The sequence below is a fragment of the Geodermatophilus sp. SYSU D00663 genome, from assembly GCF_054050655.1.
This window is the reverse complement of sequence record NZ_JBJGZT010000002.1, coordinates 226,859-248,421: the sequence shown is the minus strand read 5'-3', so window position 1 is coordinate 248,421 and position 21,563 is coordinate 226,859. Positions and strand designations below refer to the sequence as shown.

16 protein-coding genes are annotated in these 21,563 nt (G+C 75.1%); 9 read left to right on the top strand and 7 right to left on the bottom strand.

Annotated features, from left to right (window positions below; translation table 11 throughout):
• Nucleotides 1-23: 23 nt before the first annotated feature.
• Genes ACI79Z_RS02625 through ACI79Z_RS02600 form a run of 6 tightly spaced genes read left to right on the top strand, consistent with a single transcriptional unit; the run spans nucleotide 24 to nucleotide 7,305 of the window.
• On the top strand, nucleotides 24-2,597 hold the full coding sequence (locus ACI79Z_RS02625; RefSeq protein WP_456901613.1) for a glycosyltransferase family 2 protein: 2,574 nt from the start codon (nucleotides 24-26) through the stop codon (nucleotides 2,595-2,597).
• Nucleotides 2,594-3,910 (top strand): lipopolysaccharide biosynthesis protein, encoded by a 1,317-nt coding sequence (locus tag ACI79Z_RS02620; RefSeq protein ID WP_456901612.1) that lies wholly within the window; start codon nucleotides 2,594-2,596, stop codon nucleotides 3,908-3,910. Before ACI79Z_RS02625 ends, ACI79Z_RS02620 begins: the two co-directional genes overlap by 4 nt.
• Nucleotides 3,907-4,509 (top strand): acyltransferase, encoded by a 603-nt coding sequence (locus ACI79Z_RS02615; protein WP_456901611.1) that lies wholly within the window; start codon nucleotides 3,907-3,909, stop codon nucleotides 4,507-4,509. Before ACI79Z_RS02620 ends, ACI79Z_RS02615 begins: the two co-directional genes overlap by 4 nt.
• Before the next feature lie 32 nt (nucleotides 4,510-4,541).
• Nucleotides 4,542-4,913 (top strand): hypothetical protein, encoded by a 372-nt coding sequence (locus ACI79Z_RS02610; RefSeq protein ID WP_387988472.1) that lies wholly within the window; start codon nucleotides 4,542-4,544, stop codon nucleotides 4,911-4,913.
• A complete protein-coding gene (locus ACI79Z_RS02605) occupies nucleotides 4,910-6,751 on the top strand; it encodes a hypothetical protein (RefSeq protein ID WP_456901610.1) in 1,842 nt (613 codons plus the stop codon). Before ACI79Z_RS02610 ends, ACI79Z_RS02605 begins: the two co-directional genes overlap by 4 nt.
• Nucleotides 6,748-7,305: a serine acetyltransferase gene (locus ACI79Z_RS02600; protein WP_456901609.1), complete on the top strand. Its 558-nt coding sequence runs from the start codon at nucleotides 6,748-6,750 to the stop codon at nucleotides 7,303-7,305. Before ACI79Z_RS02605 ends, ACI79Z_RS02600 begins: the two co-directional genes overlap by 4 nt.
• A 67-nt stretch (nucleotides 7,306-7,372) precedes the next feature.
• On the opposite strand, the gene ACI79Z_RS02595 is transcribed toward ACI79Z_RS02600, so the two are convergent.
• Both ACI79Z_RS02595 and ACI79Z_RS02590 read right to left on the bottom strand, forming a co-directional pair.
• Nucleotides 7,373-8,236, bottom strand: a complete 864-nt coding sequence (locus ACI79Z_RS02595) for an endonuclease/exonuclease/phosphatase family protein (protein ID WP_456901608.1) — start codon at nucleotides 8,234-8,236, stop codon at nucleotides 7,373-7,375.
• A 164-nt stretch (nucleotides 8,237-8,400) separates the two neighbouring features.
• A complete protein-coding gene (locus ACI79Z_RS02590; protein ID WP_456901607.1) occupies nucleotides 8,401-9,069 on the bottom strand; it encodes a glycoside hydrolase family 16 protein in 669 nt (222 codons plus the stop codon).
• A gap of 421 nt (nucleotides 9,070-9,490) precedes the next feature.
• Between ACI79Z_RS02590 and ACI79Z_RS02585 the strand changes: the two genes are divergently transcribed.
• Entirely contained in the window at nucleotides 9,491-10,582 is a 1,092-nt protein-coding gene (locus ACI79Z_RS02585; protein ID WP_387988477.1) for a glycoside hydrolase family 16 protein, read from the top strand.
• A gap of 55 nt (nucleotides 10,583-10,637) precedes the next feature.
• On the opposite strand, the gene ACI79Z_RS02580 is transcribed toward ACI79Z_RS02585, so the two are convergent.
• Both ACI79Z_RS02580 and ACI79Z_RS02575 read right to left on the bottom strand, forming a co-directional pair.
• Nucleotides 10,638-11,639 carry a glycosyltransferase gene (locus tag ACI79Z_RS02580; protein WP_456901606.1) on the bottom strand — a complete coding sequence of 334 codons (1,002 nt, stop codon included), beginning with the start codon at nucleotides 11,637-11,639 and terminating at the stop codon, nucleotides 10,638-10,640.
• 334 nt (nucleotides 11,640-11,973) lie between these two features.
• Complete coding sequence (locus ACI79Z_RS02575) at nucleotides 11,974-14,574, bottom strand: alpha/beta fold hydrolase (protein ID WP_456901605.1); 2,601 nt, start codon at nucleotides 14,572-14,574, stop codon at nucleotides 11,974-11,976.
• Nucleotides 14,575-14,870: 296 nt separating this feature from the next.
• Here ACI79Z_RS02575 and ACI79Z_RS02570 point away from each other — a divergent pair, with 296 nt between their 5' ends.
• Nucleotides 14,871-15,572 carry a 4'-phosphopantetheinyl transferase family protein gene (locus ACI79Z_RS02570; protein WP_456901604.1) on the top strand — a complete coding sequence of 234 codons (702 nt, stop codon included), beginning with the start codon at nucleotides 14,871-14,873 and terminating at the stop codon, nucleotides 15,570-15,572.
• The gene (locus ACI79Z_RS02565; protein WP_456901603.1) at nucleotides 15,569-18,535 is read left to right on the top strand and encodes an acetoacetate--CoA ligase; all 2,967 of its coding nucleotides are present in this window, start codon (nucleotides 15,569-15,571) and stop codon (nucleotides 18,533-18,535) included. Before ACI79Z_RS02570 ends, ACI79Z_RS02565 begins: the two co-directional genes overlap by 4 nt.
• A gap of 113 nt (nucleotides 18,536-18,648) precedes the next feature.
• Here the strand turns inward: ACI79Z_RS02565 and ACI79Z_RS02560 are convergent, their stop codons facing one another.
• The 3 genes from ACI79Z_RS02560 to ACI79Z_RS02550 form a co-directional block, all read right to left on the bottom strand.
• Nucleotides 18,649-18,873, bottom strand: coding sequence for a hypothetical protein (locus tag ACI79Z_RS02560; RefSeq protein WP_456901602.1), 225 nt, complete (start codon nucleotides 18,871-18,873; stop codon nucleotides 18,649-18,651).
• Nucleotides 18,874-19,128: 255 nt separating this feature from the next.
• Nucleotides 19,129-19,998, bottom strand: coding sequence for a glycosyltransferase family 2 protein (locus ACI79Z_RS02555; protein ID WP_387988483.1), 870 nt, complete (start codon nucleotides 19,996-19,998; stop codon nucleotides 19,129-19,131).
• Between the two features lie 191 nt (nucleotides 19,999-20,189).
• Nucleotides 20,190-21,518: a hypothetical protein gene (locus tag ACI79Z_RS02550; protein WP_456901601.1), complete on the bottom strand. Its 1,329-nt coding sequence runs from the start codon at nucleotides 21,516-21,518 to the stop codon at nucleotides 20,190-20,192.
• Nucleotides 21,519-21,563 lie beyond the last annotated feature (45 nt).

Here is a 21,563-nt window from a genome sequence, read left to right as displayed (position 1 = left end):
GGGAACGGACGGATCGAACTGAGATGGCGCTGGTCGACGACACCGCCCCGGCGGTCGACACCGCCGCGGCACACGTCCTGGACGTCGAGCTCTCGGACCCGGTGGGTCCGCTGCAGCGCACGGCTCCGGACGGGACGACCGCGGACGAGGCGTGGCTGCTGCTGCGCCTGGACGGCGAGCCCGTGGGGTGGGAGGTCGTGCCGCTCCCCGATCAGGGGATGCGGGCCGACGAGCTCCAGTGGCTCCTGGACAGCCGGTGGGGCGACGTCGTGCGCCGCCGTCGCGCCGCGGGTCCCGGCTTCGCCGAGGTGCACGCCCGCCACCTCGCCGTCGCTCCCCGCGCCAGCGTCGTCCTGTGCACCCGGGAGCGGCCGGAGGCGCTGGCCGGCTGCCTCGAGAGCCTGACCGCGCAGGACCACCCCGACTTCGCGGTCTGGGTGGTCGACAACGCGCCGGTCACCACCGCCACCGCGGACGTGGTCGCGGGCTTCGCCGGCCGCCTGGACATCCGGTACGTCGTCGAGCCGCGGCCCGGCCTGTCCCGGGCACGCAACCGGGCCCTGCAGGAGCCGCTGGAGGGTGAGGTCGTCGCCTGGATCGACGACGACGAGGTCGCCGACCCCATGTGGCTGTCGGAGCTGACCCGTGCCCTGACCGAGCGGCCGCAGGCCGCCGCCGTGTCCGGGCTGGTCGTCCCCGCCGAGCTGGCGACCCGTGCGCAGGTCTGGTTCGAGCAGTTCGGCGGGCACAGCAAGGGACGCGGGTTCACGCCGGCCGACTTCGGGCCGGGCAGCGGGGACCGCCAGAGCCCCCTGTACCCCCTGCCCCCCTTCGGGGTCGGCGCCAACATGGCGTTCCGCACGTCGGCCCTGCGGGCCGTCGGCGGTTTCGACGCCGCGCTCGGCGCCGGCACCCTGACGCACGGCGCCGAGGACACGCGGGTCTTCACCGACCTGCTGCGCTCGGGCCTCCCGACCCTCTACCGCCCCAGCGCGGTCACCCGGCACTTCCACCGCCGCGACGTGGTCGGGCTCCGCCGGCAGATGGAGGGCTACGGCACGGGCCTCACCGCCTTCTACACCTCCCTGGTCGTCGACTCGCCGCCCGTCATCCTCCGGCTGGCCGCGCTGGCCGGCAGGGCGGTGCGGGACATGACCAGCTCCGACAGCCTGCGCGTCTCCGGTCTCGCGGCGGACTTCCCCGCCGAGCTGCTGTCGGCGAACCGGGCCGGGATGCTCCGCGGACCCGGCGCCTACATCCGGCAGCGGCGGCTGGACCGGCGGCTGGACCGGGAGGCCGGCGCCGTCCCCGCGGCGTCGCCCGCCGGGGACGGCGGGTGGCGGCCGACCAAGGTCGTCCACTGGGACCTCGACGAGACCGACGGTCCCGTCCTGGCCGACGAGGACGTCGCCCGCTACGGGGCGGTGCACGTCGTCGCCCGGCGCGGGGCCCGGCCGGTGGGGCTGTTCACCCTCCCGCTCCCCGAGGCGCTCGACCGCGACGCCCGCGACGCCGCGGTGCAGCGGCTGGTGGAGCCCGCGCCGGAGGACGCCCCGGTCGCGGCCGGGGGTGCGCTGCCGAGCGTCTCCGTGGTGATCCCGACGATGCTCGAGCGGCCCGCCGGGCTCTCCCGCTGCCTGCGGGCCCTGCTGGACCAGGAGCTCCCGCCGGTCGAGGTGCTGGTCGTCGACAACCGCCCCGGCACACCCGACGGCGACGCCGCCGCGGCCGTGCCGGAGCTCGGCGACCCGCGGGTGCGCCTGCTCCGCCAGCCCGTCCCCGGGATCTCGGCGGCACGCAACCGCGGCGTCGACGAGGCCGTGGGGGAGGTCGTCGCCTTCACCGACGACGACGTCGAGGCCGATCGTCACTGGGTCCGGGCCCTGGCGGAGCGGTTCGCGACGGAGCCGGCCCTCGACGGGCTGGGCGGCCTGGTCGTCCCCAGCGAGCTGGAGACCCCGGCGCAGGAGCTGTTCGAGCAGCACAGCGGTGGGGCGGCGAAGGTGCTCGTCGCCGAGACCCTCCGCCTTGAGCGCCCGCGCGCCCGGTCCTGGCACCCGGCGCGCTACCGGGTCCTGGTGCAGCGACGCGTGGACGGCGCCCTCCGGACCGTCCGCACGCACTCGCTCTACCAGCTGGGCACCTTCATGGGCGCGAACATGGCCTTCCGGACCGCGGCCCTGCGTGCCCAGGGGCCGTTCGACCAGGCCCTCGGCACCGGGACCCCCAGCCGCGGCGGCGAGGACGTCGACATGGTCGTCCGGATGCTGACGTCCGGCCGCGCGCTCGGGTACGAGCCCTCGGCGATCACCAGCCACGCGCACCGCCGCACCGACGCGGAGCTCGCCCGCCAGATGGCCGGCTACGGAACGGGGTTCACCGCGCTGCTGACGGCCGTCGTCGCGCGCGACCCCCGCCACCTGGTGGGGCTGGCACACGCAGCGCTCACCGTGGCACGGAGCCGGCTCCGCCCCCGGGACCCCGGCGTGACCACCCTGCTCGAGGGCCTCCCGGCGGAGCTCCGCCGGCTGCGCCTCCGGGGCATGGTGTCCGGGCCGCGCGCCTACCTCGCAGCCCGCGCGAAGGAGACCTCGTGACCGCCACCGCGGCCCCGCGCAAGCGCCGGGCCATGGAGCTCAACGCCGTGGCGCTGATGGCCTCCACGGTCCTCACCGGTGTCCTGGGCATCGTGTTCTGGATCGTGGCCGCCCGCCTGCTGCCGGCCTCGGCGGTCGGTCAGGCGTCGTCGGCCCTGTCCGCCATCACCTTCCTGGCGGGGCTGGCCCAGCTCAACATCGTCAGCGTGCTGCTGCGCTTCGTCCCGCAGGCCGGCCGCGCGACCGGGGGCTTCATCGCCCGGGCCTACGGCCTGGCGCTGGGCATGGGCCTGGTGGTCACCCTCGGCTTCGTCGCACTGGGCTTCGGCAGCGCCATCCTCGGCGACGAGTGGTTCGTCCCGCTGGTCTTCGTGGGCGCGACGCTGTGCTACGCCCTGTTCCTGGTCCAGGACGGCGCGCTCACCTCCCTCGGCGGAGCCGTGTGGGTGCCCCTGGAGAACCTGGTGGCCGGGCTGCTCCGCGTGGCCCTCCTGTTCCCGCTGGTGCTCCTGTCCAGCCGCTGGGGTGCGCTCGCCGCGCTGGTGGTGCCCACCCTGCTGGCCGTCCTGGTGGTCAACACCTTCGTGTTCCGCCGGCTGGTCCCCCGGCACGTGGCGACGTCCACCGGGTCGGCCGACGTCGGCTGGAGCTCCATCAAGGGGTTCGTGGCCGGGGACTACGCGGCCAGCGCGCTGGCCAGTTGCGTCGCGTTGCTCCCGCCCGTGCTCGTCTCCGCGGAGCTCGGCAGCGAGGCGGCCGCCTACTTCTACGTCCCGTGGTACGTCAGCGTCTCCTTCGGCACGCTGGTGTGGAGCATCGCCATGGCCTTCGTCGTCGAGTACGCCAACGACGCGGCCGCCTTCCGCCGGCTGATCAAGCGGTCGATGCGCCTCACCGCGCTGGTGAGCGTCGCGGCGACGACGGTCTCCGTGGCCGCCGCGCCCCTGCTGCTCGCCCTCCTCGGCTCCCAGTACGCCGACCAGGGGACCACGCTGCTGCGCATCATCGCCCTGTCCTTCCCCTTCAGCGCCGGGTTCGTGATCTTCACCGCCCTGAGCGTGGCGCGCAAGCGGCTGCGGCCGCTGGTGACGGCCCTCGCGGTCAAGGCGGTGGTGTTCCTCGCGGTCACCGCCGTGGGCCTCACCGACTTCGGCCTCGAGGGGCTCGCGCTGGTGTACCTGGCCGCCGAGGTCGTCACGGCGCTCGCCGTCCTGCCGATCGGGCGGCGGCTGTACCGGGAGCTCGTGGCGAGCGCGGGCCGGCCGCGGCAGGCGGAGACCGAGGTGCCCGCCCGGCCCGAGGCCGCGTCGTGACCACGGAGCTGCCCGCCGGCCGGGGGACGCCGCGCCGGTCCGACCTCCGGCTGCTGGTGGAGTCGCTGCGCCTCGACGCGCGCGTCTTCCGGCGCAACCTCTGGTTCAACCGGGTGGCGGCCTCCTTCGCCGTCCCCAAGGTGCTGCGCCGCACGCTCTACCGGCTCGGCGGCATGGCGGTCGACTCCTTCGTGGTGAGCCCCGCCTGCCGCTTCGAGGGGGATCCGCGCAACGTCCGGATCGGGGCGCGGAGCTACCTGAACCTGCAGTGCTACATCGAGGCCGTCGCGCCGGTCGAGATCGGCGTCGACTGCGCCGTCGGCATGCAGACGATGATCATCACCTCGGACCACCGCGGTCCGGGCGGGACGTGGCGGTCGCAGGCCAGTGGTCTGCCCGTGGTGATCGGGGACCGCGTGTGGCTGGGCGCCCGCGTCACCGTCCTGCCCGGCGTGACGATCGGCGACGACGTGGTCGTGGCGGCGGGAGCGGTCGTGGCGGCCGACTGCCTGCCCCGCGGCGTCTACGCCGGTGTCCCCGCCCGTCGTGTCCGCGAGGTCGGACCCAGCAGGATCGGCGCAGGAGAGGCGACCACATGAGTTCCACCAGTGCACCGACGGGAGTGCCGGACGTGTCCCTCCGGACCGACGAGCGCACCGGCGCCCGGACCCGGACGCTCGTCGCCTGGGCCGGCATCGGCACGTCCGTGGCCTCGGCCCTGGCGGTCGCCGTGGACGCCCCGCAGGCGGTCCGCCTAGTGACCGTGCTCGCCTTCGTCTGCGCGGGTCCCGGCGCGGCCGTCCTGGCCCACGTGCCGACCTCCCGGCAGTCGACGTCGTGGGCGCTGACCGACGTGGTCTCGCTGGCGGTCTGGGGCATCGCCTCCGCGGTCACGGCCTGGCTCGACGTCTGGTCACCGACCACCCTCCTGCTGGTCCTCGCCGCCGGCACCGTCGCGTCCTGCGCGGTCGCGCTGCTCCGGGTGCGGGGGGCCGGCCGATGACCCGCGCCTTCGCCGACGCCGGGACGCCCGACGCCCTCCCCGGCGTCCCCGACGAGAGCGGCCCCCACCGGGACCGGCCGTCGCTCCTCCGCCGGGCACTGGCGCCCCTGGTGGTCCTCGCCGGCCTGGTCGCGTGGGCGGTGAGCCTCACGCAGGTCGACACCGCGACGCACTCCGACTACGGCCTGCTGGCCCTGGTCGGTCCGCTGTTCCACGTCGGCCTGGCGCTGGTGTGCGCCGGGTTCGTCGTGGAGCTCTTCGACCAGCGGCGCACCTGGGTGCTGGTCGCGGGGGTGGTCGGTCTCGTGGCGGTCGTCGACGCGACGGTGCCGATCCTCTACACCAACCCCGAGTACGCCTGGACGTACAAGCACCTCGGCGTCGTCGAGTGGTTCCGCGAGGGCAACGGCGTCACCGACCCCCGTGACATCTACCAGCAGTGGCCGGCCCTCTTCACGGCGGTGGCCGCCCTCGGCGAGCTCACCGGCGTCAGCACGCTGACCCTGGCGACCTGGGCCCCGTTCGCCTCCAGCCTGCTGGTGTGCCTGCCCGTCTTCGCCATCGCCCGGACCCTGTCCGAGGACCGCCGGGTGGCGTTCCTGACGGTCTTCCTCTTCCACGCGGGACTGTGGGTGGGTACCGCCTACCTGTCGCCGCAGGCGTACGCCTTCCACCTGAGCCTGGGCTGCGTGCTGGTGGTGCTCACCTGGCTGCGCCGGACCCCGACGGAGTGGCGCCGCGGGCCGTCGCGGCTGCGGCGGCTCAAGGCCTGGTCGGTGCGGGGTGCGGAGCCGGTGCCACCGGTGTCGCGGAGGAGCCGGTGGGTCGCCCTGGCCCTCCTGTACGGGCTCTTCACCGCCGTCACCATCGCCCACCAGCTGTCGCCGTACATGCTGGTCGTGGCCTTCGTGCTCCTCACGGTGCTGGGGACGGTACGGCCCCGCTGGACGGTGCTCGGGTGTCTGCTCATCGCCGTCGCCTACCTGCTCCCGCGCTTCGACTTCATCAACAGCGCCTACGGCCTGCTCGACAGCCTGCGGTTCTGGGAGAACGCCGGCGGCGTCGTGACGACGACGACCGGGAGCGCCGGCCAGGTGTTCACGAGCACCGTCGCCTCCGCGCTCGCGCTCGGCGTCTGGCTCGCCGGCGCCGTCGCCGTGCTGGCGTCCTGGCGCAGGCCCGGCCGGGTGCTCGTGCCCGCCGCCCTGGCGTTCGCGCCGTTCCTCATCCTGCTCGGGCAGAGCTACGGCGGCGAGGCCATCTACCGCGTCTACCTGTTCTCCCTGCCCTTCACCGCCTTCCTGATCGCCCAGGCGGTGGTGCGCATCCGGTGGAGGCGCGTCGTCGCCCCGGCGCTGGCCGTCGTCCTGGTCGCCGTCTCGCTGGCCAGCATCCAGGGGCTGCACGGCACCCTGGCCTGGTCGACCTTCTCGGAGGACGAGGTGGAGGCCATGCAGTGGATCTACGACAACGGCGAACCGGGCCGCACGCTGGTCATCGCGGCCCAGAACGCGCCCGGGCGCCTCACAGCCGACTACAACGCCTTCGGGGTGCCGTCCTCCGGCGGCGACCCGGACCTCGTCACGTTCGCCGGCCTGGGCGGGGAGCTGCTCGACGAGGGCGGGCTGCCCGCGGTCGAGGAGTTCATGGCGACCCAGGGCGAGCGGCCGTACCTGGTCGTCACCCGCAGCATGATCGCGTACGCCGAGTACTACGGCCTGGTGACCGACGGTTCCTTCCAGCGGCTCGAGGAGGCCGTCACGGGCGCGCCGGGGTGGACCACCGTCTACGAGAACGACGACGCGTTGATCGTCCGCTTCGACGGCGTCCAGCCGTGAGCGACGCCGTCCCCGGCGGGGGGTTCCTCCGCTGGGCGACGCAGGACTGGAAGGCCAACGCCGGCTACCCGGACTCGCAGCTGCTGCTCGTGGCGTTCCGCACCGCGCAGTGGGCGGTGCGGCGGTGGGGTCTCCCGGGCAGGGTCCTGGCCTTCGGCTACTCGCTGTTCACCTCGCTGTTCGTGGGCGTCGAGCTCCCGCCCGGACTCGAGGTGGGACCCCGGCTGCGCGTCTTCCACCCGCACGGCATCGTGCTCAACCCCGGCGTGCGCCTGGGCGCCGACTGCGTGCTCCGGCAGCACGTCACGATCGGGAACGTGGTCCGGCGGGACGGCTCGGAGAAGGGCGTCGCCAGCGCCGGGGACGACGTGGAGTTCGGGGCCGGGTGCGTCGTCGTCGGCGCCGTGCACGTCGGCTCGCACGCGCGGGTCGGCGCGCTGTCCCTGGTCCTGCGGGACGTCCCCGAGTGGGGCGTCGTCCTCGGCGTCCCCGCCGAGTTGGTCCGCGTGGACGACCCGGGCTACCGGCGGTCCGAGGCCGCGTCGGAGGTCTGAGGACCGTCGCGCAGCCGGGACCGCGCCCGCCGGCGGCCCCGGTCGGCCGGCCTCGCCGCCGCGCGGGTCACCCCGCGGGCAGGGTGACGGTGGTCAGCAGCCCCCGGTGGTCGGAACCGGGGACGGTCACCGTGCGCAGGTCCCGTGCACCGGCGCCGCGCACCAGGACGTGGTCGATGCCGATGACCGGGGGGATCGCCGCGCCGGCCGGGAAGGTCGCCGTCCACCGGGCACCGAGCTGCTCCGCCGCGTCCCGGTACCCGTCCTGCAGCAACCCGCGGAACTGGGCGTTGCCCCACGTCGCGTTGAAGTCGCCGCCGACGAGGACGGCGGAGTCGTGCTCGTCGGCCTCCTGGCCGAGCCGCTGCAGCAGGGCAGGGAGCTTGGCCAGGTCGCGGACCCAGTCGTCGGCCGCCTGCGGCCACGGGCCGGCTGCGTGGACCCCGAGCACGGTGGGGCCGGGCTGTCCGTCGGCCAGGCCGACCCGGGCCGACACCGCGGGGAAGGTCAGCTCGTCGTGGCGTGTCTCGTCGGTCAGCGGGGAACGGCTCCACAGCCCGATCCCGTCCGCGCCGGGGGCGGCCAGGACGACGCTGTGCGGCAGGAGCTCGTCGAGGCCCGCCGCCTCGAGCTGCCGGCGCAGCGACGGGGTCAGCTCCTGGAGGGACACGACGTCCGCGCCGGAGCGCTCCACGAGGGCCACCAGGCCCTCCGCGTCGGCCTCGCCCAGCCTCACGTTCGCCGTCAGCAGCGTCAGCGGCTGCCCGCCGGGCGCCTCCACCGGGTCGCCCGCGTACGTGGGGGCGACGGCGGCGACGGCGGCGACGGTCAGTGCGGCGGCCAGGCCGGCTCCGATCCACCGCCGGCCGGCGACCAGCAGCGCGGCGGACACGGGGGCGAGGGCCAGGAGGTGGGTGGAGAAGGCGCTCAACGCGACCAGGAGACTGCTGCCGGAGAGGTGGTGGTGCGCGGCGAGGCCGATGCCCGCCGACAGCCCGGCGAGGGCACCGGCCAGGCCCGCGACGCGACGGGCGCGCCGACGCCCGCAGGGACGCCTGGCCGCACCCGGTCCACCCGGCACGGCCTCCCCGGGAGTCAGCGGTACATCCGGACCCAGTCCACGTAGAGGCTCACCGTCTCCGGGGTCGTCGCGTCCGGAGCGGGGATCCACGTGCCCTGAGGTCCCACGTCGAGCTGGATCGCCAGGTGCATCGGGCCGTGCGGGATGGCGGCCGGCTCCGTGGTCCGGAAGACCTGCTCGCCGTCGATGTAGACGGTGATGCTGTCCGGCTGCCAGTCGACCGCGTAGTTGTGCCACTGGGTGAAGTCGCCGGTCACCGTGCTGTCGATCCGCTGGTCGTCGGCGCCGTAGTGGACGGTCGTGTGATTGACCCCCCGGTCGCCCGCGACGATCTCCATCACGTCGATCTCGCCGTCGATCGGCCAGTTGTCCGAGTCCGGCCACAGGAGGATGGCCGGCGCGTAACCCGTGCCCTCCTCGACCCTGGCCCGGAACTCCCACCTGCCGTAGGTGGTGGCCGGCTCGCCGTGCCACGCGAGGCCACCGGAGTACTGCTGCCAGGCGGTGATCACCAGTGAGCCCTGGCGGAGCGAGACCGCATCCGGGCTGCGGACCCCGATGCCGTTGGCGCCCAGGCTCCCGTAGAGCCGCCAGTCGGTGAGGTCCAGCTGCGCGCCGTCGAACTCGTCGCCGTCGAACTGCTGCCAGCCGAGACGTTCGGCTGCGGTCGACGCGGGGGGCACCCCGTCGTTCAGGCCGGGCGCCGGAGCCTCAGTGCCGTCCGTGCTGCAGGACGCCAGGAGACCCAGCACGGTGGTGGCGGCGAGCCAGCCACCCATCCGGCTGCGGAGGGCGTGGCGGGGCCGGCCGGTCCGGGCGTGCGACCCGGCGGCTCGAGCGTGCGACGGCATGGTCAGTCCAGGATACGGGCCCGGACAGGCGAGATCAGCGGATGTGGTGGACGCAACCGGATCGGAGGACGGGCGGGCCCGGGTGGTCGTCGTGGCCGGCCTCGGTCGACGGGGCGCGTGTGACCAGTGGTGCGCAGGGGGCCTGGGAGAGACGAACCAGTCCCCATCGCCTGTGCACTCTTCACATCGCACCGTGTCGACATATTTACTCAGAGCCATGTCGTCACACCGTGCATCCGGCCGACCGCGCGACGTGAGGAGGCGCCTCGCCATCCGCCTCATCGCCCTGACGGCCGCCTTCACGGCCGCCAGCAGCCTCGTCGCCCTGTCACTGGAGGCGCCGGAGGACGCCGCGGCCGCCGGTCCGCTGGCCGAGGCCGCCTCCTGGTGGAACTCCTGGGGCCACGGCGACACCTCGCAGCGCCGGCTCCGGAACGAGGTCCCCCGCGACACCCGGCGGTCCGGCCCCCCTGCGCCGGCGGTCACGCCGACCACGCCGCCGACCACTCCGGCCGCCGTGCCTCCGCCGGCCGCCGTACCGCCGCCGGCCACCGCGCCCACGCCGTCCGCCACTGCGTCCACCTCCCCGGTGCCGCAGGCCACGCCCCCGTCCTCCACCGCGCCCCAGCCGGCCGCCGTGCCGCCGGCGTCGACGACGACGAGCGGGGCGAGCACCCCGACTCCCACGGGTGACGTCACCGGGTGGCGGCAGGTCTTCTCCGACGGCTTCGACGGCTCGACGCTTGGCCCGCAGTGGCGCACCTACTCCGGCCAGCCCGGTGGGTCCCCGTACGGGACCTGGTCACCCTCCCAGGTCCAGGTGAGCGGCGGCTTCCTCCAGCTGCGCAACGAGCTGCTGAACGGCCAGTGGGTCAGCGGCGGCCTGGCCAGCCGGATCGGTCAGACCTACGGCAAGTGGGAGATGCGGTTCCGCATCGACGCCGGCGACGAGATCAAGTACGCCGCCCTGCTCTGGCCGGACGGCCCGAACTGGCCGCCGGAGATCGACTTCGCCGAGGACGCCGGCGGCAACCGCAGCGGCACGACGGCGACACTGCACCACGGCGGGGACGACGCGATGGTCGGTGAGCGGGTCGCCGTCGACCTGACGCAGTGGCACACCATGGGCGTCGAGTGGTCCCCCGGCCGCCTCGTCTACACCCTCGACGGCCGGCCGTGGGCGACGACGGTCCACCAGGGCGTGCCGAGCGAGCCGATGCACCTGGCGATCCAGACCCAGCCGGGCGGCTGCCAGGGCGGTGGCGGCGCCTTCGGCTGCGGCGTGGGCAACCCGCGGACGACGACCATGCAGGTCGACTGGGTCACGATCTACGCGCCGGCCTGACCCGGGACCGGGCGCCGGTGACCACCCCCTGGGGCGGTCACCGGCGCCGCCGTCGTCAGGCGCCGGCCCGGACCGCGCCGGTCCGGCCGACGGCGTACCCCGAGGCAGCGGCCAGCAGGCCCACCCCGGCCGTGGCGGCACGGGCCAGACCCCACCCGTCCCCGCGGAGGAACCGGCGCAGGTCACGCCACACGCCGCGGGGGATGGCCCCCAGCACGTGACCACGCTCCTCCCCAAGCGCGCTCCCCTGGTCCAGGGCGGTCATCGCGGCCTTGCCGCGCCCCTCCGAGTGGCACCGGCGGACGAAGTAGCTCCAGCTCGCCCGGGCGGCGGGGACGTCGTGGACGATCTCGGCCTCCGGGACGTACAGCCAGGACCGGCCGGTCACGGCGGCCGCGCGGATGCAGAACTCCGTGTCCTCCGGGCTGGAGGCGGCCCCCAGCTTCCCGAAGCCGTCGCGGAAGCCCCCGACCCGGGCGAAGTCCTCACGCCAGACGGCCATGCTCTCGCTCCACACGTTGCGCACCTCGCTGCGCCCGGTCGGCATCCCCTCGTAGGACGCGCCCACGACCCAGAGGAACTCCGGCGGGAACCAGCGGGGCACGACGCCCCCGGGCCAGTCCGCCTCGACCCGCCCCCCGACGCCGACGGCCCCGGGGGTCTCCTTCAGCCCGCGGACGAGGTTGGTCAGCCAGGTGCGTGCCGCGCGCGTGTCGTCGTCCAGGAAGGCGACGACGTCGCCCCGTGCGGCCCTCGCCCCGGCGTTCCGGGTACCGGAGGCGCCGCGCGAGGTGGTGTTGGGGACGACGCGGACCTCGGGGAACGCGCGTCGGACCCGGTCCAGCAGCGCGGGGGCGTGGTCGACGGCGACGACGACCTCGAGCGGGCGCCGGTCCTGCTCGAGCGCCGACCGGACGGCGGCGGTGATCCCCGCCCACCGCGCCTCGGTGTAGCAGGCGATGACCACCGAGACCGTCGGCTCGGCGGGGCGCTCCTCCGCCGGGTGCGCCACGGCGACCACCGACTCGCAGGCCGACGGGGATGGCAGGTTCGGCACGGGCGTCCTCCGCAGTGCTCAGAGCTCGGCGTCCGGGGAGGTGCAGGGCTCCTGCGACCTCCCGGACCCGAACGGGGCCGGCGTCACGCGCGGGACGGGGACGTCCCGCGTGCGGTGATCGGCGACGACCGCTCTGTCGCTGCGCGAGCACTCCCCCACGCGTCCGCTCCGACCACGGCGAGGATGTTGCCCAGTGAAACTGTGACACACCTGTGAGATCGCCGCGACGTGACCGCGATCATGGACCGGCCGTCCGTCACGGCGGGCAAGACGACGCCGGACGGTGTCCGTGTGGACACCGTCCGGCGGATCGGCCCCGGGACGAGGGGCGCGGTCAGGGAGCCGTGGTGAAGCCCTGCGCGATCTGCTCCACGAACGGCGACCGCAGGAGCGAGTTGTGCTCGCCGGAGAGGGTGGTCATCCGGACGTCCCCGACCAGCAGCTGCCGCCAGACGACGAGACTCGCCTCGTTGAGGTGGCTGACGTAGACGTCGACGCGGCCGTCCCACGGCTGCGGGCGGTGCAGGAGCGACACCCGGACACCGAGTTCCAGCATGCCCTCCATGCGCGCGCCCGACGGGGGCAGTGCCCCGGCCGCGAGCGCCAGGACACGGCGCCGCCACAGCTCACGCGTCGTCTTCGGCGCGCCGTACTTGTCGTCCCCGGGCAGGGGGGCCACCGCGGGGTGCTCCCCGTTCGCCGTCGCCTCCGGGGACCAGGCCTGCTCGACCAGCCGCTGCGGCAGGACGGTGTCGATGAGGGTCACCGAGGCGACCTCCTCGCCCGCGGCGGCCAGGCGCCGCGCGACCTGCAGGGCGACGAGACCCCCCATGGAGTGCCCGACCAGCCGGTACGGCCCGTGCGGCTGGATCTCCCGCAGTCGGCGGAGGTGCCGGCGCGCCGCCATGCCGATCGAGTAGTCGGGCAGCCCCCACTCCTCGAAGCCGTGCGGCTGGAAGGCGTACACGGGCTGGTCCTCGCCGAGGGCCTCGGTCAGGGGCAGGAAGGCCTGGCCTCCGGCCCCGGCGCCCGCGAAGCACACCACCGGCGGGCGCGAGCCCGTCTGCCGCAGCGCCACGACGCTGGCGTGCCGGCGCCGGGTCCCGGCCCGCGCGCCGCCGTCGGCACCCGCCCGGGACCGGGACACGACCGCCGCCAGCTGGCGCACCGTCGCGTTCTCGGCCACGTCCCCCGAGGTCAGCACGACACCGTGCTCCTCGCCGAGGCGGGTCAGCATCTCCTCGACGCTCAGCGAGTCACCGCCCAGGGCGGTGAAGGTCTCGTCCCGGCCGACGCCGGAGCGGTGCAGGACGGACTCGAACAGCCCGGCCACGACCTTCTCCCAGTGCCCCTGGGGCGGCTCGGGATCGTGCCGGGCGGGAGCGGGGAGCGCCGCGCGGTCGACCTTGCCGCGCTCGTTGCGCGGCATCTCGTCCAGCAGCACCAGCTCGGCGGGGACCATCCAGCTCGGCAGCAGCGCGACGAGGTCGCGACGCAGCTGCGCCGGCGAGGGGGTGCGCTGGTCGCTGTTGGGCGCGACGTAGCCGACGAGCCCGGTGCCGGTGCCGTTCTTCACCGCGACGACGGCCGCGTCCGCCACCCCGGTCAGACCGCGCAGCGCCGCCTCGACCTCGGAGGGCTCGACGAGGTAGCCGTTGACCTTCACCGCGTCGTCGGTGCGACCCAGCTGGTGCAGGACGCCGCGCTCGTCGTAGCGGCCCCGGTCGCCCGTGCGGAACGTGGCCCGGCCGTCCTCGGCGCGGCCGAACGGGCCGTCCACGCCACCGGCCAGGTATCCCCCCAGGTGGGGACCGAGGACGAGCAGCGTGCCGACCTCGCCGCGCGGGACCGCACGACCGTCCTCGCCGAGGACCCGGATCTCCTTCCCCTCGACCACGTGTCCCGCGGGGACCGGGCCGTCGCCCACCGGGTCGGTGGGCAGGAGGGGCCCGAACGTCAGCTGCCCCGTCTCGGAGGAGCCGAGGTGGTTCGCGATGGTGATCGCACCGAGGCGCTCGCGGGCCGCCCGCACGTCGCGCCCGTGCAGCGCCTCGCCCGCGGTGACCACCAGCCGGAGGTCGTCCAGGCGTTGTCCCGGCGACAGCGCACCGGTCAGCGCACGCAGGAGGGACGGCGTCATCGACAGGACCGTGACCCCCTGCTGCCGCAGGAAGGCGGGGAGGCCCCGCATGCCACGGTCCCGGGGGTCGTAGACGTGCAGGCTCGCCCCGTTGAGCAGGGCGCCGAAGACGGCGTGCTCACCGAGGGCGAAGGACGGCGGCAGGACGAGCCCGAGCCGCTCCCCCGCCGTCAGGCCCATGAGCCGGCCGGTGGTGGCGGCCTCCGCGACGACGAACGCCTGGCCGTGGACGACCCCCTTCGGCCGGCCGGTCGACCCGGAGGTGAAGACGATGGTCGCCGGGCTGTCCGGCCCCGGCTCCACGCCGGGCTCCCCGTCGGCCGCCGCGGCGTCCTCCGGGCCCGGCAGGGCGATGAGGGCGTCCAGGTCCGTCAGGGCCGGGAAGGTCCCGACCTCCGCGGCACGCGCCGCGAGCCGGCCCTCGGCCACGGCGAGCGCCGCTCCGGCCATCTCCTGGATCTGCTGGAGACGCCCCGTCGGCAGCTGCGGGTCCAGGACGACCAGCGGCCTGCCGGTGAGCACCACACCGAACATGGCGACCACGAGCTCCGGGGTCGGGGTCGCGAGGACCGCCACCGGCGCATCCGGCGCAGCGCCCGACGGCAGGAGGGAGCGGATCCGGTGGGCGGCGGCCCGCGCACGGGAACCGAGCTCCGCGAAGCTCATGCTCGAGTCGGGTCCGGACAGCGCGGTCGCAGTGCCCCGCTGGGCCACCACCGCCTCGAAGACGGGGGCCACGCTGCCTGTGCGGCGGGCTGGGCCGGTCACGGGCGAACCGGACGCAGGGGCAGACATGTACACCGTTCCTTCTGCGTGTCTGGACTCGACGACGGTAGCGGCCGGCGCCGTCAGGTCGTACCTCGGTCCTCCGATCGTGTTCCGTCGTCCTCGCGCCGCCCAGAGGCGCGTCCCCGGGGTCATCCATCGGGGTGAGTGCGCGTCCCGCAGGGGCACCGCGGCTCGTCGGGAGCCCATGATCGGTGGTCAGCGGCCGGACCCCGTCCCCTTGGCAGTGGTCGGGCCAGCCACTAGCTTGACGTCCCCTGACGGTGGGTGGACGAAGCCACACACGGAGCGTGATGGTCATTCGGTTGGTCCGCGGTGCGTCCGCCCGCCCCGACGTCGCCTCCGGCCCCGCACCCGTCGTCCTGCGCGTGATCGACCTCGCCGATCCCCGGTGGGACGTCGCGGCGGAGGCCGGGTGCCTCGACGACGTCGAGCGGGCGCGGGCCGAGCGCGGCACGGCCGCCGTGCGGAGGAGACGTGTCCTGGTCCGGGCCTGCCTGCGACGGGTGCTGGGCGACCTGCTCGGCACGGGACCGGCCGGCGTCCCGCTGCGGTCCGACGACGGCCGGCCCTTCCTGCCCGGTGACACCCTGCGCTTCTCCTGCTCCGCCAGCGAGGACCTGGCCCTGGTCGCCGTGGCGCGCCGCGGTCTGGTGGGCGTGGACGTGCAGCGCCACCGCCCCGAGGAGGTCCGCGACGCCGCGGACGAGGACTGGTTGGCCGAGACCGAACGGGTCCGGCTCCGCGCACTCCGGGACGAGGACCGGCCGGAGGCCGTCACACGCGCGTGGACGCAGAAGGAGGCCGTGGTCAAGGCCAGGGGAACCGGCATCCGGCGGTCGCCCGTTGACCTCGCGACGCCGGTCGCCGACCGCGGGCAGGTCGGTGGCCTGCACGTCTCCCCGGTGCCGGTCCGACCCGGCTACGTCGCCAGCCTGGCGACGAGTGTCCCGCTGGACCCGGACGTGATCAGCCCTGTGGCCCTGACGCCAGGAGGTAGGAGATGACGGAGCTCGGCACCGCACCGGACGAGGTGCGCGCGCCGGCACCGGTGCACCAGGTCGCGGACTTCAGGACCCGCTGCGAGTCCGTGGCCGGCCGCCGGCTCCCCACCGCCACGGCGCTGCACCAGTGGTCGGTGGCCTCGTACCGGGACTTCTGGCGCACCTTCCTCGACTGGGCGGACCTGGCCTGGGAGGGGTCCGCGGACACGGTGAGCACGTCGGACGACGTGTGGACCGCCCGCTTCTTCCCGGACGTCCGGCTGAACTACGCCGAGAACCTGCTGCGCCCGCTCGCCGGCGTCGACGACGCGTCGCCGGCGCTCACCTCCGTGCACGGGGACGGCTCGTCCGAACAGCTCTCCCGGTCGGACCTGCGCGCGCTGGTCCGCCGGACCTCGCGCGCCCTGGCCGACGCCGGTGTGCGTGCCGGGGACACGGTGGCCGCGATCTCCGCCAACAACGCGCGGATCGTCGTCGCCGGGCTCGCCGTGGCGGGTCTCGGGGCCGCACTGTCGACCGCCACCCCCGACATGGGCGTCAGCAGCCTGCTGGGGCGGTTCGGCCAGGTCGGCGCCACCACGCTGCTGGTCGACCGCTCGAGCCTCGGGGGCGGCGAGAGGCCCGCCGACGAGGTGCTGCGGGAGGTCGTGTCGGCGCTGCCGGCGACCCGCCGGGTGATCCTGCTCGACGACGGGCCGCTGCCCGAGGCGGCCGGGCTCCCCGTGAGCCGCCTGACCGACCTCGTGTCGGCGGTGCCGGCCGACGACCCCGGGCCGGACTGGCCGCGGATGGCCTTCGACGACCCGCTCTGGGTCCTCTTCTCCTCGGGTACCACCGGACCGCCGAAGGCGATGGTGCACGGGATCGGGGGCTCGCTCCTCGAGCACGTCAAGGAGCACCGCCTCCACGTCGACCTCCGCCCGACCGACGTCCTGTACTTCCACACCACCACGGCGTGGATGATGTGGAACTGGCAGCTGTCGGCCCTGTCGGTCGGCGCGCACGTCGTCCTCTACGACGGCCCGATCAGCGGCCCGGAGACGCTCTGGCGCCTGGCGGCGCGGTATGGGGTGACCGTCCTCGGCACCAGCCCCGCCTACCTGCAGCTGTGCCAGGACGAGGGCTACGTCCCGCGGGCCGACGTCGACGTCAGCGCCATCCGTGCCGTGCTGTCCACCGGGGCGGTCCTGCACGACTGGCAGTTCGCCTGGGTCGCCGAGAACGTCGGCCCCGTGCCGCTGCAGTCGATCTCGGGCGGCACGGACATCGTCGGCTGCTTCGTGCTCGGCCACCCGGAGGTCCCGGTGCGTCCGGGTCGCTGCCAGTCGCTCAGCCTGGGCCTGGACGTGGCCGCTCTGGACGACCACGAGCGCCCGGTCCTCGACGAGGTCGGCGAGCTGGTCTGCCTCAACCCCTTCCCGTCGCGGCCGGTCCGCTTCCTGCAGGACCCCGACGGGGAGCGCTTCCGGACCGCGTACTTCACGCAGCACCCCGGCACGTGGACCCACGGCGACCGCATCGAGATCGCCGGGGACGGCTCCTCGCGGCTCCACGGTCGATCGGACGGCGTCCTCAACGTCAACGGGATCCGCATCGGCCCCTCCGAGGTCTACACGATCGTCCGCGCGGTGCCCGGCGTCGCCGACGCGATCGCCGTCGAGACCGACGACCCCGCCGCCCCGGGGAGCAGCCGCATGGTGCTGCTCGTCGTGCTGCAGCAGGGCACGGAGCTCGACGACGAGCTGAGCCGGCACATCCGGGCGAGACTGCGCCGGGAGGGGTCACCCGCGCACGTGCCGTCGGTGATCCTGGCGGTCGACGAGATCCCGCTGACCCACAACGGCAAGCGGTCGGAGAGCGCGGCGCGGGCCGTGCTCCAGGGCCAGCCGGTCCGCAACCTGTCGGCGCTGAAGAACCCGCGGTCGCTGGAGTCGATCGGCGCGGCGGCCCGGCGTGCCGAGGAGGCCGCGACCGCCGCAGCCGTCCCGGACGGGGACGACGACGTCCACGCCGTCGTGGCGCGGGTGTTCGCCGAGGTGCTCGGCGGCCCGGTGGCCGACGACGTCCACTTCTCCGACGCCGGTGGCACCTCGCGCCAGGCGATGACGCTGATGCGGCGCCTGCGGATGGAACTGCACCGCCCGGTGCTCCTGGAGGACTTCCTGGTCGACCCGTCCGTGCGCGGTGTGACCAAGGCCGTCACCACCGGGGCCACGGCCCACTCCCGGTGCGAGGTGCTGCGCCGCGGCGATCCGGACGTCACCCCGCTCGTCCTCGTGCACGGCTATCTCGGGGACGTCGACATCTACCGCACCCTGGTGGACGCGCTGCAGACCTCGGCCTCGGTCTACGGCCTGACGTCCGATCCCCGGATCGCCGCGACCGAGGGGATCACCATCGAGGAGATCGCCACCCCGCTGGTGGCCACCGTCCAGGAGACGGTCCCCGAGGGGGACGTCCGGCTGGCCGGCTACTCGTTCGGGGGCCTGGTCGCCTACGAGATGGCGCGGCAGCTCACCGCAGCCGGCCGGACGGTCACCTTCCTCGGCCTGCTCGACACCGAGCCGCCCTTCGACCACCTGTCCCGGTTCTCCCGCGCCCTGCGGACCGTGGCGTGGTGGATAGCGCTCCTGGTGCCCGGCATGGTCGAGGACACGGTGCTGGGGGTGCTGCGCCGGCGCTTCGGCCGGACGGTGACGCCCCTGGACGAGGAGAAGCAGACGTTCGCAGCCGCCTACCGGGTGTTCAACGCCTACCGGCTCGAGCCGTACGCCGGGCCGGTCACGTACTTCCGCGCACGCTTCCGGGTGCCGGTGATCGCGAACCTGCTGTACGTGTGGCGCCGGGTCGCGCCGGACCTCCGGGTCGTCTCCATCCCCGGCTCCCACCACGTCCTGCTCAGTGGGGAGCACACGCCCGAGCTGGCGGCGCGCATGGACGCCGCGCTGCGGGAGTCGACGCGCTGACGGTGCCTGGCGTGCCGGGGTCGCCGCGCTGACGGCGCCCGGCGTGCCGGGCCGACGGCAGCTCGCGCCGCCTGGCCGGCGGGGCGGTCAGCCGACCGTCCGCCGGACGGTGCTCAGCGGGCGCCGAGGAGCCGGGCGAGGAGCGAGCGGCGGTACCGGTCGCAGTCGCAGAGCGCACAGTCGGTGCCGCGGCGGTAGTGCTGGTGCGCCTGCCGGCCGTGGCCGCAGTCGCTGCAGGTCGCCACGCCGGCGCTCGGGGTGGGGGCGGGCGCCGGCCGGACCTCGGGCTGGGCGAGCGCGGTGTTGCCGGTGAACTCGGCGCGGCGAGCGGGCTCCATGGTCGACCTCCTGGGGCTGCGGGCCCCCGGTGGGCCGTGCACCGACCTGAGCCTAGGGCTCCGCTTCGCAATCGCCTAGTCACGCACCGTTCCGAATGGCCAGGTGGCGCAGCCGCCTCACTCGTCACGGTGATCGGCGTGGCGACGGCACGTCGGGGTGGACCTGACGACGAGACCGTGGGCTCCTCCCCGCCGACAGCGCTGTTGGCGGGGCCTCCGGACGACCTGGGCTCGCCCCCGTCGCCGGGGGAACGGTCACGCCGTCTGCTCAGCTCCGCGCGACCCGGCCTCGCTCAGGCGCTGCGCCGGCAGCGCGATGGGCGCCACCGGGACGCGGCGGCCCTTGCCGTTGCACCGCTCGACGGCCAGCGCGCGCAGCACCCGGAAGCCGTCCCGCCAGGTGTTGAGGTTGCTGGTCCCGTGCAGTCGCGGGTGCTCGTAGCTGGGCACCTCGGTGATCTGCATACCGGCCTTGGCCATGCGGGTGTTGATGATCGTCTCGATCTCGAAGCCGTCCCCCCACAGCTTGACGTCACCGTGCTCCGTGCCGGGGTCCAGGTCGAGGGACGAGAGGCAGTGCGTCCAGAACGCGTTGTAGCCGTAGCAGAGGTCGGTGTAGCGCGTGCCGAACAGGACGTTCGCGGCGCGGTTGAGCCACCGGTTGCCCCAGGCCCGCGTCCGGGTGATGTCCGAGCTGCCGCCGTCGCCGGCGAAGCGGGTGCCCTTGGCGAAGTCCGCGCCGGCGGTGAGCGCGGCGACGAAACGCTCGATCTCCTGCCCGTCGGCCGAACCGTCGGCGTCGAGCATGACGACGATGTCGCCCGTGACGGCCGCGAAGCCGCACGCCATCGCGTTGCCCTTGCCGTGGCGGTTCTGCCGGACGATCCGGACGTCGGGCCGGAGCGCCCGGGCCACCTCGATCGTGTCGTCGACGCTGTGCCCGTCGACGACGATCACCTCGTGCAGGCCGGCGGGGAGGCGCGAGAAGACGTGCGGGAGGTTCCGCGCCTCGTTGTAGGTCGGGATGACGACGCTCACCCGCGGCACGGCGGTGCGGACGGGGACGTGGTGGATGCGGGCCTGCGTCGGGATGCGGACGTCCGTGTGGCTCTGGGTCTCTGTCATGTCTCAGCTCTCGTGGCTGGTGGGCTGTCTCTGGGCACTGGGCCGCGGCCTCGTCCGGGACGCCGGGGACCACGACGGGTCCGCGAGGCGGTGCGCACAGGGCGCGGGAGGAGGCGGGCCGAGGTGTGGTGCCGGCTGGCGCCGGAGCTCGACCACAGGAGCGGCGGGTCGGGCGACCTGCCGCGCGTGCCTCAGTCGGGAGACGAGCCAGGGTCGTCGGCGCGGGGGGAGACCGGGTCGACGTCGGAACCGTGCGGGAGACCCGCCGCCGACGGGGAGGGGGCCGGGAGGCTCCCGCCGAGGACGGCGAGGTCCTGCGCGGACCCACCGTGCTGCCCGCCACCCGGGACGTAGCTGCCGGCGGTCCCCGTGCCGCAGGAGCCGGTGGGCGCGAGGGGCACCGGGGGCGGCAGCGGAGCCGGCACGGGCGGCGGAGGAGGACTGAGGGGAGCCTCGGCCGGGAGCGCGGACGCGGGCGCGGGGGTCGCCTCGAGGGTGGGCACCGGAGGACTCACGGCCGTGCCGCCCGCGTGGGAGGTCTTCTCCGCGGCGTCTCGCGCGCTCTGCTCGGACGCCATCGCACTCCGGCTGCCGCCGTCGTCGTCGCTGCGAGCAGGGACGGACTCAGCCGTCTCCGGCGTCACGACACGCTCGCCGGCGTCACAGGCCGGGTGGGTGACGGCGTGCGTGACCGCCTTGTCCGCGGGAGCGGCCTCCTCCACGGCCTCGGCCTCGGGACCGGCCTCGGGACCGGCGGCCTCGGGCTCCGTGGTCCCGCTCGTCGCCTGCCCGTCCTCGGCCGGCGCGGTCGCGGGCTGCGCACCGGTGCCGGTGGTCGCGGTGCCGGTGGTCGTCGTGCCGGTGGTCGTCGTGCCGGTGGTCGCGGTGCCGGTCGTCGTGCCGGTGGTCGGGGTGCCGGTCGTCGGCGTGGCGGTGGTCGGGGTGCCGGTCGTCGGGGTCGACGCGTCCGTGGCCGGCGTGCCCGTACCGGGCGAGGCCGGCGTACCGGTGGCCGGCGTCCCGGCATCCGCGCCCGGCGTCGCCGGCACTGGCGGCGAGACAGGAGCCGGGGACGGCTGTGACGCCGGCGGCTGCGCCGACTCGACCGGAGCGGGCGGCTCGACGGGCGGGACCGGGGTGGTCGGCTCGGGCGGCGTCACCGGGACCGGCGGAGCCGCGGTCTCGGCAGGCGGGGGCGCGGTGACGGGCGGCGTCTCGACCGGCTGCTCGACAGGACCGGTGCCGGTGTCCTCCGCCTCGCCGTCGTCCTCCGCCTCGTCGTGGTCCTCCCAGGAGCCGGCGTACCCGTCCGCTCCACGGTGGGTGTGGTCGGCGGACAGTCCCTCGTCAGCGCGTGCGGCTCCGGCCAGGACCCCGAGGACCACCGTGGCACCCACGAGGAAGACGAGGAGCACGAGGACGCGGACGAGGAGCGGACGGCGCGTGCCCCGGTCGGCCACGTCCGGAACGGGCACCGCGACGGAGCCGAGCGCTCCCGCGGAGTGTCCGTTCGCCAGCACGCTGCCCTCCTCGCGGCCACAGCGCGCCGGTCGCGACGTGGCAGG

What these genes read in the sequence shown, in the direction of transcription:
- ACI79Z_RS02625 (WP_456901613.1), top strand. Translation starts at nt 24, where the DNA reads ATGGCGCTGGTCGACGACACCGCCCCGGCGGTCGACACCGCCGCGGCA.
- ACI79Z_RS02605 (WP_456901610.1), top strand. Translation starts at nt 4,910, where the DNA reads ATGACCCGCGCCTTCGCCGACGCCGGGACGCCCGACGCCCTCCCCGGC.
- ACI79Z_RS02575 (WP_456901605.1), bottom strand. Translation starts at nt 14,574, where the DNA reads ATGTCTGCCCCTGCGTCCGGTTCGCCCGTGACCGGCCCAGCCCGCCGC.
- ACI79Z_RS02565 (WP_456901603.1), top strand. Translation starts at nt 15,569, where the DNA reads ATGACGGAGCTCGGCACCGCACCGGACGAGGTGCGCGCGCCGGCACCG.
- ACI79Z_RS02560 (WP_456901602.1), bottom strand. Translation starts at nt 18,873, where the DNA reads ATGGAGCCCGCTCGCCGCGCCGAGTTCACCGGCAACACCGCGCTCGCC.
- ACI79Z_RS02555 (WP_387988483.1), bottom strand. Translation starts at nt 19,998, where the DNA reads ATGACAGAGACCCAGAGCCACACGGACGTCCGCATCCCGACGCAGGCC.